21 protein-coding genes and 2 tRNA genes are annotated in these 17701 nt (G+C 43.1%); 4 read left to right on the top strand and 19 right to left on the bottom strand.

The annotated features are described in order from the left end of the window. Window positions 1–138: 138 nt before the first annotated feature. The 4 genes from NSQ26_RS07285 to NSQ26_RS07300 form a co-directional block, all read right to left on the bottom strand. Complete coding sequence (locus NSQ26_RS07285; protein ID WP_499717686.1) at window positions 139–405, bottom strand: T7SS effector LXG polymorphic toxin; 267 nt, start codon at window positions 403–405, stop codon at window positions 139–141. Between the two features lie 24 nt (window positions 406–429). Then, window positions 430–696, bottom strand: a complete 267-nt coding sequence (locus NSQ26_RS07290) for a hypothetical protein (protein WP_499717687.1) — start codon at window positions 694–696, stop codon at window positions 430–432. Window positions 697–702: 6 nt separating this feature from the next. Beyond that, on the bottom strand, window positions 703–1116 hold the full coding sequence (locus NSQ26_RS07295) for a YwqH-like family protein (protein WP_499717688.1): 414 nt from the start codon (window positions 1114–1116) through the stop codon (window positions 703–705). Window positions 1117–1323: 207 nt separating this feature from the next. Continuing rightward, window positions 1324–1578: a hypothetical protein gene (locus NSQ26_RS07300; protein WP_499717689.1), complete on the bottom strand. Its 255-nt coding sequence runs from the start codon at window positions 1576–1578 to the stop codon at window positions 1324–1326. 108 nt (window positions 1579–1686) lie between these two features. Between NSQ26_RS07300 and NSQ26_RS07305 the strand changes: the two genes are divergently transcribed. Further along, complete coding sequence (locus NSQ26_RS07305) at window positions 1687–1926, top strand: hypothetical protein (RefSeq protein ID WP_499717690.1); 240 nt, start codon at window positions 1687–1689, stop codon at window positions 1924–1926. A 310-nt stretch (window positions 1927–2236) separates the two neighbouring features. Then, window positions 2237–2665 (top strand): site-specific integrase, encoded by a 429-nt coding sequence (locus NSQ26_RS07310; protein WP_499717691.1) that lies wholly within the window; start codon window positions 2237–2239, stop codon window positions 2663–2665. Between the two features lie 97 nt (window positions 2666–2762). Here NSQ26_RS07310 and NSQ26_RS07315 read toward each other — a convergent pair. From NSQ26_RS07315 to NSQ26_RS07325, 3 genes are all read right to left on the bottom strand, one after another. After that, window positions 2763–2835, bottom strand: a tRNA-Val gene (locus tag NSQ26_RS07315). Window positions 2836–3015: 180 nt separating this feature from the next. After that, window positions 3016–3246 (bottom strand): copper chaperone CopZ, encoded by a 231-nt coding sequence (copZ, locus tag NSQ26_RS07320; RefSeq protein ID WP_090775423.1) that lies wholly within the window; start codon window positions 3244–3246, stop codon window positions 3016–3018. A gap of 69 nt (window positions 3247–3315) precedes the next feature. Further along, complete coding sequence (locus NSQ26_RS07325; RefSeq protein WP_090775422.1) at window positions 3316–3612, bottom strand: metal-sensitive transcriptional regulator; 297 nt, start codon at window positions 3610–3612, stop codon at window positions 3316–3318. Window positions 3613–3799: 187 nt separating this feature from the next. Here NSQ26_RS07325 and NSQ26_RS07330 point away from each other — a divergent pair, with 187 nt between their 5' ends. Continuing rightward, window positions 3800–4576 carry a Cof-type HAD-IIB family hydrolase gene (locus NSQ26_RS07330; protein WP_499717692.1) on the top strand — a complete coding sequence of 259 codons (777 nt, stop codon included), beginning with the start codon at window positions 3800–3802 and terminating at the stop codon, window positions 4574–4576. Window positions 4577–4626: 50 nt separating this feature from the next. Here the strand turns inward: NSQ26_RS07330 and NSQ26_RS07335 are convergent. The 11 genes from NSQ26_RS07335 to NSQ26_RS07385 form a co-directional block, all read right to left on the bottom strand. Next, window positions 4627–4699, bottom strand: a tRNA-Arg gene (locus NSQ26_RS07335). 88 nt (window positions 4700–4787) lie between these two features. Continuing rightward, on the bottom strand, window positions 4788–5153 hold the full coding sequence (locus NSQ26_RS07340; RefSeq protein ID WP_090775420.1) for a hypothetical protein: 366 nt from the start codon (window positions 5151–5153) through the stop codon (window positions 4788–4790). A gap of 65 nt (window positions 5154–5218) precedes the next feature. Next, on the bottom strand, window positions 5219–5647 hold the full coding sequence (locus tag NSQ26_RS07345; RefSeq protein WP_090775419.1) for a BrxA/BrxB family bacilliredoxin: 429 nt from the start codon (window positions 5645–5647) through the stop codon (window positions 5219–5221). A gap of 33 nt (window positions 5648–5680) precedes the next feature. Then, complete coding sequence (locus NSQ26_RS07350) at window positions 5681–7192, bottom strand: coproporphyrinogen III oxidase (protein ID WP_499717693.1); 1512 nt, start codon at window positions 7190–7192, stop codon at window positions 5681–5683. Window positions 7193–7282: 90 nt separating this feature from the next. Then, a complete protein-coding gene (locus NSQ26_RS07355; RefSeq protein WP_499717694.1) occupies window positions 7283–8251 on the bottom strand; it encodes a metal ABC transporter solute-binding protein, Zn/Mn family in 969 nt (322 codons plus the stop codon). 144 nt (window positions 8252–8395) lie between these two features. Beyond that, window positions 8396–9664 (bottom strand): dihydrolipoamide acetyltransferase family protein, encoded by a 1269-nt coding sequence (locus NSQ26_RS07360; protein WP_499717695.1) that lies wholly within the window; start codon window positions 9662–9664, stop codon window positions 8396–8398. Between the two features lie 11 nt (window positions 9665–9675). Beyond that, the gene (locus tag NSQ26_RS07365) at window positions 9676–10659 is read right to left on the bottom strand and encodes an alpha-ketoacid dehydrogenase subunit beta (protein WP_499717696.1); all 984 of its coding nucleotides are present in this window, start codon (window positions 10657–10659) and stop codon (window positions 9676–9678) included. Continuing rightward, on the bottom strand, window positions 10660–11619 hold the full coding sequence (locus NSQ26_RS07370; protein ID WP_499720013.1) for a thiamine pyrophosphate-dependent dehydrogenase E1 component subunit alpha: 960 nt from the start codon (window positions 11617–11619) through the stop codon (window positions 10660–10662). A gap of 59 nt (window positions 11620–11678) precedes the next feature. Further along, on the bottom strand, window positions 11679–13100 hold the full coding sequence (gene lpdA / locus NSQ26_RS07375; protein ID WP_499717697.1) for a dihydrolipoyl dehydrogenase: 1422 nt from the start codon (window positions 13098–13100) through the stop codon (window positions 11679–11681). Between the two features lie 5 nt (window positions 13101–13105). Then, window positions 13106–14200: a Glu/Leu/Phe/Val family dehydrogenase gene (locus tag NSQ26_RS07380; RefSeq protein ID WP_499717698.1), complete on the bottom strand. Its 1095-nt coding sequence runs from the start codon at window positions 14198–14200 to the stop codon at window positions 13106–13108. Between the two features lie 185 nt (window positions 14201–14385). Next, window positions 14386–16362: a sigma-54 interaction domain-containing protein gene (locus tag NSQ26_RS07385; RefSeq protein WP_499717699.1), complete on the bottom strand. Its 1977-nt coding sequence runs from the start codon at window positions 16360–16362 to the stop codon at window positions 14386–14388. A 203-nt stretch (window positions 16363–16565) separates the two neighbouring features. On the opposite strand from NSQ26_RS07385, the gene NSQ26_RS07390 reads away from it, so the two are divergent. After that, entirely contained in the window at window positions 16566–16808 is a 243-nt protein-coding gene (locus NSQ26_RS07390) for a DUF2627 domain-containing protein (RefSeq protein WP_090775412.1), read from the top strand. 22 nt (window positions 16809–16830) lie between these two features. Here the strand turns inward: NSQ26_RS07390 and NSQ26_RS07395 are convergent, their stop codons facing one another. Continuing rightward, a complete protein-coding gene (locus tag NSQ26_RS07395; RefSeq protein ID WP_499717700.1) occupies window positions 16831–17610 on the bottom strand; it encodes a hypothetical protein in 780 nt (259 codons plus the stop codon). Between the last annotated feature and the right edge of the window lie 91 nt (window positions 17611–17701).

The raw sequence follows: 17701 nt of genomic DNA on the forward strand, positions 1-17701 counted from the left end.
GCACGTGAAAATTTTGATCAATGAGTTTATATTCATTTAGTTTATTTGGTTTCTGGCAGGTTGATACGTCTTCCTTTTAGCTTATTGCTAATTTTCAGGAGTTGGTTGGGGTATCTTTGAATACTTCCATTGTGCAAGTCACTCTATGAATAATGTAGGTTGAAATGTCTCTAGTTTTTCAATGAAACGATGCAGGTGCGCCCTAATCGCTTGAATGACAGGTAACTGTAATTCTCTATGGTTCGCAACGAGTCCATTTGCGCCTTCCCCTGAGATAGATCCTTCCATGTCGACCACAAACGTGATTTTTCGTTCCATTCCCTCGTAGAAGTCCAGATAACTTTGGTATTTTTTTATTAGTGCAGTCGTATCCGTCATGACTCTTTCAACATCAAGAAACCTCATCCATTATGCCTCCTGTTTGTTGTCTCATGTTGATCTTAGTTTTGTGCCAAGGTCGCGGTCTAACGCTTCATATTCTTTGACTGTTTCGCCCAACTTGCGTTCCATTTCGTATACAGCGTTTACATGTGCGGACAATAAATTATCCAGTCCTTCATTTTCTTCGCTTACAACCGTCATCGTATCAAGTTCGTCTACTTGAATATCGACGGCTTCAATTTCAAACACGCCCGCTGATTGTTCTACACCTTTGAGCGCATAAAGCACTTCTTGGACATTGATTTTAATTTCCATTTACTCTCACCTACTTGCGGCCTCCTGTGCAGCGCGTTGTTTTTGTTTTAACATACTGATTCGATCTTCTCTGTCGTACACTTTTGCGCGATCCGTCTGTATTTGTGAAGCTAAATCATCTCGTTCATCATTTACCGCTTGAATCATTTCTTCTACTCTTTCAATCGCTTTTTCGTGTAATTGTCGTGCTGTTTCTCGTTCATCTTCATGCGCTTCTGCATGGGTTCCATGTGAGCTTTCATTGTCGGTTTCTGGCTCGTTGATGAAAGACTCTTGCGATTCTAGTTCGCGCTTCTCATCCATCAATTCATTTCGGATGTCGAGTAAATCTGCTCGCTGATCCTTGGCAAGTTCAATCGCACTTTGTAGCGATGCAATGTCCATGCTAAGCATATCAATTTTGTAAGAATAGTCGCTCATGACACCCTCTCCTAAAGCATTGATTTATCTTCATATATGGTAGGTAAACACGTCGCTACTTTTGTATTATAGCGCACGTTGAAAGTGGTGCCAAGGGATAAATCGCTTTTCATATGTAAGTGGGGAATCTCTCTATCTCACGATCAGGATAATTGGTTTAACCAAAAAGAACCCCCATTCCTAAGAACGAGGGACTACCCCACACGGTTATTCGTTGTTCTTCAATTGTTTTACTTCTTCTCGTAGTGCTTTGATTTCGTTGAGTATGGCTTCTTGCGCGACCATGGACTTTTCAGATGCCTCTGTCTGAGCAACACGGAATCTTTTTGCATCCTCTAGTGCTTGCATGTTCTCTTTTGTTAGCTTTTCGTTGTTAATAGCATTCTTTTTATGTGCATTTACAAATACTACACACATAATGACCACACATACGATTAATATAATGTAGAACCATGCTTCCATCAAACATCCTTCTCTCATAAAGCATTTACCAAGCTTAATTGTAGCACATTTTACATTGTGTATGTTAAACTACAATTAATGCATACACATCTGGAGGAGGGAATCCAAATGGAACTGTATCAGTTCTTTTTAACAGCTGGTTTGATTGTTGCGGTCATAATAGCTTTTAAAGGGCACAAAATGAACGTAAAAACACACCAATCACATGAACTCACATTACGCGAAGCAGACCATCTTCTACTAGAACGAAAAAAAGCCATAGAAAAATCTCTAGCTAATCAAGAAATTCTAATTAATGAAGTAAGAGCTTTGAGGGAAGAAGTGGCGCAGCTGAAGAAAAACTATTGACCTTCTATCCCCTCGATAATTTCGCCCCCGTAAAAACGGGGGCTAACCTTTTGAATGAACGACCAGAACTCCGCTTTAAGTGAGTGCATGCCTCAATACTCGTTTAATAGCTTCCTTGAGTCCCTTAGACAATATTGCGGCCCACCCCACTGGGAATATTAGAGCCGATAGGAGAAGCAACCATTCAATTATATTTACAACAACTTCGAAACCATAATTAATATCATCCCAAAAATCTTCAAATCTTATTCGATCTATTTCTAGCTTTTCAATGGTATAAACACCTGCTGCTACTTCTCGTAAAACTTCAGTGATCAAGTGTACCAAAAATGAATCCTCTCACCGCTTAATATCTCTCCCTAAATTTGTAGTGCAAGAACTCAAAGAATATAAATTGCACTGGAAGAAAGAACGTTTCCGAATGGGTGATAAGTGGCTTGAAGAAGAACGAGAATGGCTATTTTGTAATGAAAACGGAAAACACTTTTATCCCACAACACCGACCCTCTGGTGGGGACGATTTACACAACGTGCTGAAGTAAGACATATACGCCTACACGATCTTAGACACACTTCGGCAACTTTGTTAATTGCTCAAAATATACATGCAAAAATCATCTCAGAGCGTCTTGGTCATAGTAGAATAAATACAACAATGGACGTGTATGGACATGCACTTCGAAGTGCAGACAGGAAAGCTGCTGACAGTATGGATAATTTGTTTGCTAAAAAAATCTAAGCTGTTTACATCAACATTTACATCAACACCCAAAATCTCTTTTCAAATGCAGATCAGAAAAAACAAAAACCCCTGCTCTACCAAGGGTTTCCTACGATGACCCGTACTGGGCTCGAACCAGTGACCTCCACCCTGTCAAGGTGGCGCTCTCCCAACTGAGCTAACGGATCCTATTATTTTATGTATCTATGTTATCTGGCAGTAATTCAACTCAACCGACACTCTTATTTTACATGGATGCACTTGAAAAGTCAATAGAAATTGCAATGACCTTTAAACTTCTTTAAATTCCTTCTCTACGGGAAAGGTTACCGACAGATGTTCCTCTATAACCTTTCCCTCACAACGTATTAGCAACATCCACAACCTGTGTCGTCTTGTACATCATATCCTTGATCCTCAATCATTTCTTGGATCGATTGAATGTTTGTTTCTTGTTCGTTATATGTCACAGCAACCGTTTTATCTTCTAATGAAACATGTACTTGTGTCACACCCGTCAATCCGCCTACAGCCTTTTCAATTGCAGCTACACAGTGGCCACAAGACATGCCTTCTACTTGTACAGTTGTCGCAGCCATACTTTCGTCCCCCTCTCTGCATTAGACTCATGTTCATTTTAACATACCCCAATCAGGTATGTGAAGTGTTTATTTTGAAAAACGGGCAATGATATTCATAAGTTCACTTAATGCTTCATCTCCGTTTCCATGTTTAACGGCATGCGTGACGCAATGCTTTGCATGGTCTTCCAATAAAAGCATATTCACCTTTTTTAGTGCTGCTTGAATCGCCGCTAATTGTACGAGCACATCTACGCAATAACGATTTTCTTCTATCATTTTTTGCACGCCACGTACTTGACCTTCCACCCGCTTTAAGCGGTTTTGGAGCTGTGCTTTCGCTTCATCATTGCGGTGGGTTACTGTTTTTTGTACATCTGACACAAGTCATTCCTCCTGGATGTTCTTTATGTCTTTCCAGTATACTACGATCCGTCGTCACTGTAAAAATAGGACGCCCGTATGATTTAGCTAAATGGTCGTTTCAACAAATATTGACATATCTGTTATAGTAAGGTACAGTTTGGGAGTAGAATTCGACCATTTATTAAAGACACTTAGAGGTGGTTCCATGAAAAAAGCATTAATTTTCTTCGACATTGACGGGACATTGTTAGACGATGACAAACAGCTCCCGCGTTCCACTAAGCAAGCGATTCGTGTTTTAAAAGAAAAAGGGCATGAAGTTGCTATTGCCTCTGGAAGAGCGCCCTATTTTTTCCAAGAATTACGCGCGGAGCTTGGGATTGATTCCTACATTTGTTTCAATGGACAATACGTAGTATATAAAGGAGAGTTGATTTACGAGAATATCCTCGATGCTACCGCATTTCGCGACTTAGAGCGTTTTGCTTCTACCCATAACCATCCCCTTGTCTTTATGGGTGGGGAGACATTTACTGCAAATCAAATAGACCATCCATACATTATTGAAAGCATACAATCCATTAAAGTTGATTTACCCTCCCACGACCCTAACTATTTTGAAACAAACCACCTTTATCAAGCGTTGCTTTTCTGTACGCAGGAGGAAGAACATTTATATACTGGACACTTCCCATTGTTTTCGTTTGTGCGTTGGCATCCTTTTGCAATGGATGTGCTCCCTAAAGGCGGGTCAAAAGCAAACGGCATTGCACAATATATGAAGCGTAGTGGGTTTTCTCAAGAAGATATCTACGTTTTTGGCGATGGATTGAACGACCTTGAAATGCTCGCATTCTCCCCTCACAGTGTCGCAATGGGAAATGCGCCAGATGAAGTAAAACAACAAGCGCGTTATGTCACAAAGCATGTGAATGATGATGGCATTGTACATGGTCTAAAATTGGTCGGGTTGTTACCTTAATCTCTAAAGAAAAAGCAAGAGGCTCCAACAGGAACCTCTTGCTTTTTTGACGCGCCTAGCAGGAATCGAACCCACAACGCGAGAACCGGAATCTCGTGTGATATCCTGTTTCACCATAGGCGCCTACTGTCAGTTTCTAGCGACATCTATGATTATATGATAAGTAGAGGAAGTTGTCAATTGAAACTTCCTCTTATTTTTCTTGCAATGACTATTTTGCAGCGATTGTTTCTTCTCCCTCGGCAAACATTTGCTTAAACCGCTCATTAATGTCTTCTTCTGTATAACCTGCTTCACCTAGGCGAATCCCAAAGTTTTTCGCATATAACTGGAGGCGTTGCGACATTTTGCTATATTTTTTTGACTCGGCGCCTTTCGTTTCCTCTGCACGACCGTCGGCATTGGAAATAATATTCTCAACAACAAAAAGTGCTTTCCAGAGCGTCTCTTCATCCATCCCTTGATGAATGGTGCTTAGCTCGTCCACAACCTCTTTATAAAAAGCTTGGAAGTCTTTAAATGAAATTTCCTCTTCCATATTTAAAAACTGCTGAATTTTATTGTATTGTGCTTGCATGCCACACGTCTCCTCCATTTTTATTAATAGCGCACCACCCTAGGGCAACGCCATTCATCGACTGATTACTTACAATATGTGTCAAATGCTTTTTCAAGCTTTTGAACGACTTGAATTGGTTCATGCCCTTCGATTTCATGACGTTCAACCATCATTTGAACTTCCCCGTCCTTGACAAGTGCAAAAGATGGGGACGACGGACCGTACCCTTTGAAATACTCCCGTGCTCTTGCAGTCGCTTCTTTGTCTTGTCCTGCAAAGACTGTCGCAAAACGGTCTGGTTGCACTTCATAATTTTTCATGTACGCCGCTGCTGGACGGGCAATCCCACCGGCGCAGCCACAAACAGAGTTAATCATAACCAAAGTTGTACCTGCTTTAGATAATGCTTCATCTACCGCTTCTGGTGTTTCTAGTTGCATGTAACCTGCTGTCACCATCTCGTCACGAGCACCTTGAACGACATCATTCATATAAAAGTTAAACTGTTGCATATGATTTTCCTCCTACTGTTGTATCTTGTCCTTCTATCGTAAATCAAAAGTTTCACTGAGTAAAGTAAGTTTTTTCATCGTGTATTCTTTATAACTCTCTCGGTAAGCGCGAGGGTTCTTTGGATTGGCGTAACGCGTGATCTTACCTGTTCCTGGCTTGACAAATTTGCTTGCTGCGCCGCATCCAAGTCCAATGATGGTTTGGCATTCTTCCATGATGATAATATTATACAAACTTTCTCGATCTGGACAGGCATAGCCGACATTTTCTAAGTTACCAAGGATATTCTTTTGCCGGTACAAATAATAAGGTTCGTAATGGTGTCGTGTCATCCACTCATTTGCCATCGCCATCATCTCTTTAATTTCTTCCCGTCCTGCAACCTGATACTTTGACCGATTTTTTGTCATATCTGAAGCTCGTTTGAATGAGAGGGTGTGCACCGTCAATGACGTCGGTTGAAGCTTCTCTGTCTCACCAAGTGTATGTGCCATTTCGGCAATGCCTTCTCCTGGCAAGCCGATGATCAGATCCATATTAATATTTTCAATCCCGTGTGTTTTTGCGAGTTGGAACTTTTCAATCGTTTCTTCTACAGAATGATGTCGACCAATTGCTTCTAGCGTTTCATTCGTAAAAGATTGTGGATTAATGCTCATCCGATCGACATTGTATTTTTTTAACACTTCAAGTTTATCAGGGGTAATTGTATCTGGACGTCCTGCCTCTACAGTGAGTTCGCGCACCTGATTAGCATGCGGGAAAACTTTATACATATGGGCATAAAGTGCATCCATTTCCTCTGCGGTAATACTTGTCGGTGTGCCCCCACCATAATAAATGGTCGTAACGGCAATGTTACGGGTACGCAACCACTTTCCCGTTTCAGACATTTCATAATGTAGTCCCTCAAGAAATGAAGCAACTGAGCCATCCGTCTCGTTAATTGCATAAGCAGGGAATGTACAATAGGCGCATTTTGTCGGACAAAATGGAATACCAATATAAATACTTACCCCGCGGTCAAGGGTATCTAAATCAGGTAAGACAGACAATTGTCGTTTCATAATACGTGACAATAGGGAGATTTTCTCTTCTGACACAGCATATACCTCAGTCAATTCAGTTTCAATCTCCTTTTTTGTTAAACCTGCCCGCCGCATTTGGTGCATTAATTTGGTTGGTCGGATGCCTGTAAGCACGCCCCATGGTTGATGAATTCCTGTATACGCTTCAAGCAAACGTAGTAGTAATAAACGGACTGTCCGCTTCTCCTTCTTTTTCATGTCCGAAGTATCATATACACTACTCTGCGGATAGGTACCTTTCATCGTGCGTGCATGTCCAGAACTTGTTGTAAGTGTGAGAGACACCTTCGTGTCTTCAGTTATATGCACATCCATCATTAATGATGGCGTTGCATTTTGGGTTAAACCATCCAATTTCTCAACAAACTGTAACTGTACTTGCTCATAAAACAGAGAAAACAAATGAAAGAGCGCATGCTCATAAGAAGAATTCAACCCGCGAATATGTACCAGCATGATGCGTGCACTCCTTTATTTCCAAATCACATTTAGTGTACCCAATTGTCCTCTTGTGGTCAAGAAAAAAGAAGATGTATGCGCATCTTCTTAGTCTGACCCTAACACTTGGCGTAATGTATGAATGTTTTGTTTCATCAAAGAAAAGTAGTCTTCCCCGGCTTTTTCCTGCTCAGGAGTTAACCCTTCTAAATTATAGATCGGCAACGATTCTAATTCTAACTCTTTTCGAACAACTTCCGTTACTTGATCAGAAATGTTTGGTTCAAAGAGAACATATGACAAATCACGCTCTTTTGCCATCCGAACGGTTTGCTCAAGCTCACGTTGTGATGGCTCACTTGTTGATGAAATCCCAGCAATACCCAGCTGCTTAATTCCATAGCGTTCTTCCCAATAACCATAGCCAGCATGCGACACCATCATCGTATCTTGCTTAGCATTTTCCATTAACTGTGTAAACGACTGGTCCAACGTTTGAAAGTCAATTACAAGCTGCTCATAATTTTTCTTAAAGACATTTTCTTGTTCTGGCATAAGCATAATCAGTTTTTCTTTTATATTTTTTGCCATGTCCATCGCTAAAATTGGATCCAACCATACGTGAGGATCTTGATCATCGTGATCGGTATGTGCGTCCGTCTCTTCATCATGGTCATGGTGATCGTGATGGTCATGAGTAGCTGCCAGCAAATCAATCCCTTCAATTGCTGCCACCACCTCTACATCATGAGAAGATACAGCCTCAATAATCTTCTCAGCAAAACCTTCTAGTCCCGCTCCGTTATAAATAAATGCATCCGCATCCGCAACTGCAACCATCTGTTGTGCCGTTAGTTCATACGTATGTGCATCTGCTCCTGCTGGAATCATGGCTTCAACCTCTACAAATTCTCCACCAATGCGTTTTGTCCAGTCAGCCAAAGGAAAGATGGTTGTATAAATCTTTAACGTTTCTGGATCTTCTACTGTGCTCGTTTCAATTGCGTTATTTGTCTTCTCCGCACAAGCAGATAACGAGATGAGTGCCACACCCATTATCAATAAGCTTTTTTTCATGACGTCCTCCCTATTCGTAACCATTACGATTTATCTCTGTTTGATTATAACGCATTTCCCCTCACTTGTAAACCGTAAAGATTCTTTTTTGTGGCACACTAAAAAAGACTTGCACTGCAAATCGCAGGCACAAGCCTCTCTCCCTTAATAAATCGTCACATTGTCTTCATTCATGTTTTCCAGGCGCTCTTTCATTGCTGCTAAGAAGCGTCCGCAAACAAGTCCGTCTAACACACGATGGTCAAGTGACAAACATAAATTTACCATGTGGCGAATGGCGATCATATCGCCCGCTTCTGTCTCCATCACGACCGGACGTTTCACAATCGCCTCAACTGACAAAATCGCTGCTTGCGGTTGATTAATGATGGGTTGTGACATGATGGAACCGAAAGATCCGGTATTATTAATCGTAAATGTGCCGCCTTGCATGTCTTCACCCGTTAATTTCCCGGTACGTACTTTTTGTGCGAGTTCATGTGTATGGCGCGCTAGCCCTTTAATCGTTTTCTCATCTGCATGCCGGATCACCGGTACGTACAGCGCATCATCAGTTGCAACTGCCATAGATAAATGGATATCTTTCTTTTGAATAATTTTATCGCCATGCCATGCTGCATTCACTTGGGGGAATTGCTTTAATGCCTCGACCGTCGCTTTCATAAAGAACGGCAAGAACGTCAAGTTATACCCTTCTTGTTTGCGGAATGCCCCTTTTAATTTATCACGTAATTTGACAAGATTGGTCACATCAACTTCGACCATCGTCCATGCGTGCGGGGCTTCTGTTTTGCTTTTCACCATATTTGCGGCGATAGCTTTACGCACGCCTTGAACAGGAATCTCAATGTCACCTGCTGCCATCGACACTGGCGCGTTAACAGGGGCAGCACTCGGTGTAGCTGCCTTCGGTTCACTTGTAGATGCTGGGGCGGCTGCTGGCGCCGTCTGTCCACCTGTCGCGATAATTGCTTCTACATCTTTACGCGTTATACGTCCACCACGCCCTGTACCCGTCATTGTCTGTAAATCTAACCCGTGCTCTTGGGCAAGACGCATCACCGCCGGTGAGTAGCGCGCTTTTTGTGATGTGTCAGATGTTGTATTCACAGCTGCTTGCTGCACTGGCGCTGCCTTCTTCTCCGGCGTTGCCGCTTGTTTTTCACCAGCGCCTTCTTCATCAATTGAACAAATATCGGTCCCAACGGAAACCGTATCATTTTCTTGAACGAGTAACTCACGAATGACACCTGTATAAGAAGAAGGAATTTCAGCATTTACTTTATCTGTCATGACTTCAGCAATCGGGTCATATTTATTCACATGATCGCCGGGCTGGACGAGCCATTTGCTGATCGTTCCTTCGGTCACACTCTCTCCTAATTGCGGCATGGACATTGTTGTTGCCATCATACATTCCTCCCTTAAAACTCCGCCAAATCGCGAATCGCGCGTTCAACTTTGTCTGGACTAATGATAAACTCTTTTTCCAACGTTGGTGCATATGGCATCGCCGGCACATCCGGGCCGGCCAAGCGCTCAATTGGTGCATCTAAATCAAATAAACAATGCTCGGCAATAATGGCTGCGACCTCGCTCATAATGCTACCTTCTTTGTTATCTTCTGTCACCAACAACACTTTTCCTGTTTTCTTCGCGGCGGCAATAATCGCTTCTTGATCAAGCGGATAAACCGTTCTTAAGTCTAAAATGTGTGTATCAATCCCATCTTTTTCTAGACGTTCAGCTGCTTGTAAAGCAAAGTGAACAGCAAGCCCGTACGTAATGACCGTGACATCGGCACCTTCACGCTTTACATCGGCCTCACCAATAGGAATTGTATAAGCGTCTTCTGGTACCTCGCCTTTAATTAACCGGTACGCCCGTTTATGTTCGAAAAATAACACTGGGTCATTAGAACGGATCGACGCAGCAAGGAGTCCTTTTACATCATAAGGGGTAGATGGCATCACAATTTTTAGCCCGGGCGTGTTGGCAAACATCGCTTCCACACTTTGCGAATGGTATAACGCGCCATGAATCCCACCGCCGTACGGGGCACGAATCGTCATTGGACACGTCCAATCGTTGTTAGAGCGGTAGCGAATTTTCGCTGCTTCAGACACAATTTGATTGACTGCTGGCATAATAAAGTCCGCAAACTGCATTTCTGCGACGGGACGCATCCCGTACATCGCGGCGCCAATGCCCACACCGGCAATCGCCGATTCAGCAAGCGGGGTATCAATGACCCGTGCTTCGCCAAACTGCTCATACAGTCCATCGGTAGCGCGGAAAACGCCGCCCCGTTTCCCAACATCTTCACCGAGCACAAACACGCGCTCGTCGCGTTCCATCTCTTGTTTCAATGCTTGTGTCACTGCTTCAATATAAGATATGACCGCCATTTATTTCGCCTCCTCATCATACACATGAGCATGAAGCGTGTCGACCGCCGCATATGCCGCGTTCTCCGCATACTCTGTTGCCTCATTGACTAGCTCAGCAATCCGCTCATCCATCTCTTTTAACTGCGCTTCTGTCGCGGTGCCACTCTCCAATAAATAGCGGGCAAATGTATGGATCGCATCTTTCTCTTTTGCTGCGTCGACTTCTTCGCGTGTGCGATACGCCCGGTCATCATCGTCACTCGAATGCGGTGTGAGACGATACGATACTGTCTCAACTAAAGTTGGCCCCTCACCCTTGCGCCCGCGCTCAGCAGCAGCTTTAACTGCTTCATAAACGGCCAGTGGATCGTTTCCATCAACGGTCACGCCATGCATCCCGTAACCAATCGCCCGATCTGAGACATTTTTGCACGCCAGTTGTTTTTCGATCGGCACACTAATGGCGTATTTATTGTTTTCACACATGAAAATAACAGGGAGCTTATGCACACTCGCGAAGTTTGCGCCTTCATGGAAATCACCTTGGTTCGATGATCCTTCACCAAACGTTGTTAGTGCAACAATATTTTTTTGTTCAAGACGCGCGGCAAGGGCGATGCCAACCGCATGTGGCACTTGTGTCGTCACCGGTGATGAACCTGTGACAATGCGGTTTTTCTTTTGCCCAAAGTGACCGGGCATTTGTCTGCCACCTGAGTTCGGATCTTCCACTTTTGCAAAGCCCGATAACATCAAGTCTTTTGCCGTCATGCCAAAAGCAAGCACAACACCCATGTCACGATAATAAGGCAAAACATAATCCTCATCGCGATTTAACGCAAAAGCCGCTCCAACTTGCGCAGCCTCTTGTCCTTGACACGAAATAACAAATGGAATTTTCCCCGCACGATTCAAGAGCCACATCCGCTCATCAATCCGCCGTGCAAGCAACATCGTTTCATATATGTCACGTACCATCTCATCTGTTAACTGCAATGCTTCATGTCTTTTTTCAACCACCTTGTTTCCCCCTTTTCTCACATATGAATGGCGCGTCCGTCTACAGCAAGCGCCGCTTCTCCAATTGCCTCAGCCAACGTCGGATGCGCATGAATCATTTCTCCAACCTCAAAGTGTGCGGCATCAAGTACTTTGGCGAGCGCTGCTTCTGAAATGAGCTCTGTCGCATGGGCACCAACAATATGAACGCCGAGTACATCTTGATTGCTTGCATTTGCGACGACTTTCACAAATCCTTCCGTTTCCCCTTGTACGAGCGCTTTGCCAATTGCCGCAAACGGGAACTTTCCTATTTTCACTTCATAACCTGCCTCTTTTGCTTGCGCTTCTGTCAACCCTACTTGCGCTGATTCTGGAAAGCTGTAAATGCATGACGGCACAGTCTCAAGTTGTAATGGATGAGGTGACTCATTGACCATATGGGCTACGGCAATCATTCCCTCATGTGAAGCAACATGGGCAAGCTGCAGCCCACCAATGCAGTCACCAATTGCATAAATATGCGATTCTTTCGTTTGATAATAGTCATTGACACCAATATAACCATTTTCCACGACAATATCGGTATTTTCGAGGCCAATACCTGTAACATTTGCTATGCGTCCAATTGAAACGAGTAATTTACTTGCTGCTAGTGGCAGCGTAGCATCCTTTGTTTGGATGGTCACGTGAACGCCGCCATCCTTTTTCTCGACCGCGTCTGGATCGCAACTGGCGTTCGTATAAAATTTCACGCCTCTCTCTTTCAACTGCCGCATCACTTCTACTGACACGTCCGCATCAGCAGTTGGCAAAATACGCGCGCCATATTCAACGACTGTCACCTCAACACCGAAATCAACGAGCATCGACGCCCATTCAATCCCGATTACTCCTCCACCAACAATGACAATCGATGATGGCAACGTTTGTAAGCGAAGCGCGTCATCTGAGCTTAAAACGAATTCTCCGTCAAAAGGTAGCCCTGGTAATGCACGTGGGGATGAACCCGTGGCAATCAGCACATTTTTACCGATCAGCATATCATTTTCCCCTTGCCCCGATTCAACAGAGACTGTTCCTGGAAGTGGAGAAAAAATGGACGGTCCTAGTAATCGCCCTGTTCCGTTGTACACATCAATTTTACCTTTTTTCATTAATGATTGTACGCCAATTGCCAGTTTCGTCACAATATCATCTTTACGCTTCTGCACTGCCTCAAAATCGACGGCAGCATCACTTGTCTGTACGCCAAACGCTTGTGCTTCCTTGACAGTACGGAACACTTCGGCACTGCGCAACAACGCTTTGCTTGGGATACAACCACGGTGCAGACATGTGCCACCAAGTGCATCTTTCTCTACAAGCGCTGTCTTCAGTCCTGATTGAGCAGCCTTAATGGCAGCGACGTAACCACCTGTACCGCCGCCGACAATAACAAGATCATAGTTTTCAGCCATTTATTTCACCTCTTTGACAAAATGTGATATCCATTTTGCAGAAATTTTCCGCCTGAATAGCGCATCCGTTCAATTCGCTCTTCAGCCATGCGATCAGCGGCACGATATGTTGCGATTTGTTCTGTCTTGGCAATTTCAAACACACGAGATACATTATCAAAGATTGTCTCTACTTTTTTGAACGCACGCTCACGGTTATAACCGTTTAACTCATCTGCGACATTCATGACCCCACCCGCATTAATGACATAGTCCGGTGCATATGCAATGCCCATTTGTTGCAGGCGTTCGCCATCTTCATTTGTGTTCAATTGATTGTTGGCCGCGCCAGCAATGACTTTCGCCTTTATCATTGGCAATGTGTCTTCATTTAGCACACCACCTAAGGCACAAGGGGCCAAAATGTCGCAATCAACTTGCAAAATTTCAGTCGGGTCAACTGCCCGCGCACCAAATTCGTCGACTGCTCGTTTCACTGACGGTTGATGGATATCGGTCACAATCAATTGGACGCCTTCCTCATGCAAATGTTTACATAAATGATAAGCAACATTGCCGACTCCTTGAACAGCAATCGTTTTCCCAGATAAGCTCTCTGTACCAAGTCCCGCTTTTGCAGCTGCTTTCATTCCAACATACACGCCATACGCTGTTACCGGGGACGGATTTCCAGACGCACCAAATGCTTGGGAAATCCCAGTTACATAATCCGTTTCCTGATGAATGATATCCATATCTTCAACAGTTGTTCCGACATCCTCAGCCGTAATATAGCGGCCATTTAAACCTTGAATATAGCGACCAAATGCACGAAACATTTCCGGGTTCTTATCTGTACGGGCATCACCAATAATGACCGCTTTCCCTCCGCCTAGATTTAAACCAGCGGCTGCGTTTTTATATGTCATGCCGCGTGAAAGACGCAATACATCCTCAACTGCCGCTTCTTCTGTCTCATAATTCCACATCCGCGTACCACCAAGTGCCGGTCCAAGCGTTGTATCGTGGATCGCGATGACCGCTTTCAAACCTGAAGTACGGTCTTGGCAAAATATGACTTGTTCATAATCATGGGCAATCATTCCTGAAAATACATTCATCGTTATACTTCCCCCTTCAATCAGCTGCTGTATCTTTCTCAGCCACTCCTCCTCATAACACATGCAAAAACAATGCCAATTACCTTGAATGTCACCAATATGACAGATCTTTATAAACAACGGCACATTTATCTTTATATATTCACTGCAATAAATTGCACACGCGCAATTTATTGCAAGCAAAATCATTCTAAATGGTGCTTCTCCATTTTGTAATAAAGTGAGCGTACAGAGATGTCTAACTTTTTAGCTGCCTCTGTCTTCACCCCATTCACTTCTTTTAACACGGTCGCAATATAATTTTTTTCATTCTCTGATAAAAATTCTTTCAGCGTTTTCGTTCCGTTTCCATCGAAGTCAACTGGCAAAGCATCGCGTATCACCTTTCCTTCACCCGGTAAATCAACGTGAGAAAGATGACGCGCACCCGCTTCTGTATAAATCATTGATCGTGCCAAAATGTTCTCCAGCTCTCGTACATTTCCTGGCCAATGGTATTGTGCCATTTTTTTCATGATATTTGGCACAATTGCTTGTACTTGATAACCATAATCAGCATTTAGTTTTTGAAGTAAATGTTGTACAAGTAAAGGCAAGTCCCCTTTCCGCTCGCGCAAAGCTGGAATTTGAATGGGCAGTTTACTTAAACGGTAATATAAATCTTCACGAAACTGCTTACAGGCAATGGCCTTTTGAAGATTGACATTGGTTGCTGCAATGATTCGCACATCTATGGGAATTGGCTTCGTGCCCCCTACACGCACAAATTCTTTTTCTTGTAATACACGTAACAATTTTGCTTGCGTCGTGGGCGACAGTTCTCCCACCTCGTCTAAAAACAAACTGCCACCATCCGCCTCTTCAAATAAACCTCGCTTCCCTTGTCGATGTGCACCCGAAAAAGCACCCGCTTCATAACCAAAGAGTTCACTTTCTAGCAACGTTTCTGACAGAGCAGCACAATTGACCCGAATAAAGGGCTGCTCATAACGCTCACTTTCATGATGAATGGCGTGCGCAAATAATTCTTTTCCAGTTCCTGTCTCCCCTAGCAATAGTATAGGTAAGGAGGTCGTTGCACCAAGCTTTGCTTGTTCAATTGCTACACGCATTTCTGGTGATGCGCCAACAATTTCTTCAAATGAATATTTTGCTTCCAACGAGGCGAGACGCTGCTTCGCCTTTCTCAACTGTTGTGTTAACACCGTCAACTCTGACACATCATGTATGATGCCGACACTTCCTTTTAATGTGTCGTCAACAATAATGGGTGCCACATTTACAATGACATCTCTTTTCTTAGGACCTAATTTCAAGCGTGCCCCACGCACAGCTTTTTTTGTCTTCAATACATGCATATGCATGCTATCTCCTTCAGAAATGTCTGCTGTTGCCGGTTTGCCAATGATATCTTCTTTTTCTAAGCCTGTCATACGCGTATATGCGGGATTAATTAATAAACCAAATCCATTTTCGTCGACAACAGAGATCGCGTCATTAGAAGAATGAATAATTGCCTCTAACATCGTTTGAATACTTTTTAGATCCGTTAACTGCTCGCCTAATTGTCTTGCTTCAGTCACATCTTTAAAAATAGCAATGGCACCCGCACATTCTTCTCCTTTAAATAGAGGAACACGGGTAGTGACAATGGTGGTACCATTTGCAAATGTATGCATTTGATGATATTCAGGCGTCGCTGTTTCAATCACGCGCGGTAATCCACTCGAAGGCAAAAGCGTATGAATAGACGCACCATACGTCACATTGCTACACAAACCAGCCATCTTAGACGCCGCCTCGTTCATAAACACAACGCGACACGAACGATCTACAGTAATAATCCCATCTTGAATCGCATTCAACGCGGCTTCCACAATTGTACTTGAATCAAGTGACTTGTAAATCAGATCCCATGCTTGTTCAAATGACCAATGCTCTTTTGCCAATGAATGCACTTGATTTGCAATGAATACATCAACAGGGCAAGTATGTAACGCACTTTCGTCATGGAACAGTTGAAGCTGATGAGACTGTGCCCATTTCTGTAGTACTTTATCTGTTGTAAAAACACCACTGAGATGAACAGCACTCGTCGCTTGCAAACTTTTAGCTAAGTTTCTCACCTCTGCCCCTTCACCAATGAGCAATGCACGCTTCAATGTGCTTCCCTCCTTCCTACTATGAACAGGACAGATTTAGTACTTGGTCTTACGTGCTACTATCATGTCTTATTTAAGTATCGTATAAATTGGCCAATGATGCAACCACAAAACCTATACAACGAGGAAAAACTCGTTTAAAATATAAATTGATCCTTACATTTAATCACCTAAAATACGACACCAGACTGGAGGACTTTCCCATGGGGCGAGTTATTGCACTTATTTTACTGCTAATTCCAATCATCGCAAGTGGTTATGGTATTAAACTCATGCGCGATGCCTTTTTTACAACGATTATTTCACCGTACCCCTCTCTCTGGATACAATTTTTCGCTGGCGTCATTTTCTTTCTACTTGGACTTGCATTTATAGCTGGTTTCATTTTCCATCGAGACAAAAAAAGAGGGAAAGTCGCTGCGAAGTTTTTGAAGAGAACAAAGTAAACGATCCATCACCCTTTTTCGATTAAGTTTTACGAATTCCTACATGATCAACGAAGCGCAAGAATGATGTTTTCATGACTGCTTTCGTTGAAAATATGTGTTTTCCAATAACGACCGCTAATATGAGAAGCATTCCCGCGAGAAATTGTTCAAATAAAGAAAGTGCATGGACAATCCACAATGCGATTAAACCACCAATCGTAAATGAACCACTCATCCCTAAAACAGCTTGATGCTCTCCTTCAAGTACAAAAATTAAATAAAATACTGTCACCGCATAAAGAACTTCTACAAAAGCGGGTACCGGCAGGGAAGCGAACACAGCAATCATGACAAAAATACTTACTTTCCATAAGCGTAATGGGCCAGTATCTATTTGAGCTACTGCATGTGGTAAACAAATAAGCAACATAAATACAAGCGCCATCTGTAAAAAACCAGCTTCGTTGAATCCGAACCAGCTGTATATTAGAGCAGCAGCGATTAGAATCATTATTAACAGTCGTGAAACCCTATAAAATATGCGGACACGACCGCTTAACTGATCAATTCGTTCTCCATAGTAATCATATAAAAAACCGACCAACCACAACGTGACAAGGATACTTAGCGATAAATATGAGAAAAATGCACTATCTGTCGGTGGATACGTACATAATACCGCATACGCATACAGTACAAGCGCCCCTAGGCTGTACGGCAAATACTCGTGCGGGCGCACTGCTTTACACCAACCCGCATCGCGAAACCCCCACATAAATACAAGTGCCATGAGCGGCAATGTTAAGAAAAGAATTGTCATTTTATCCCCTCCACTTATGTGTAGTATTTATTAATATGATAAAAAAACACACCTTTGCAAAAGGAAACAGTTGGGTTTGATTGAACATTAA

This window comes from Bacillus sp. FSL W7-1360 (genome assembly GCF_038592975.1).
In the GTDB taxonomy this organism is placed as follows: Bacteria; Bacillota; Bacilli; order Bacillales; family Bacillaceae_D; genus Shouchella; species Shouchella lonarensis.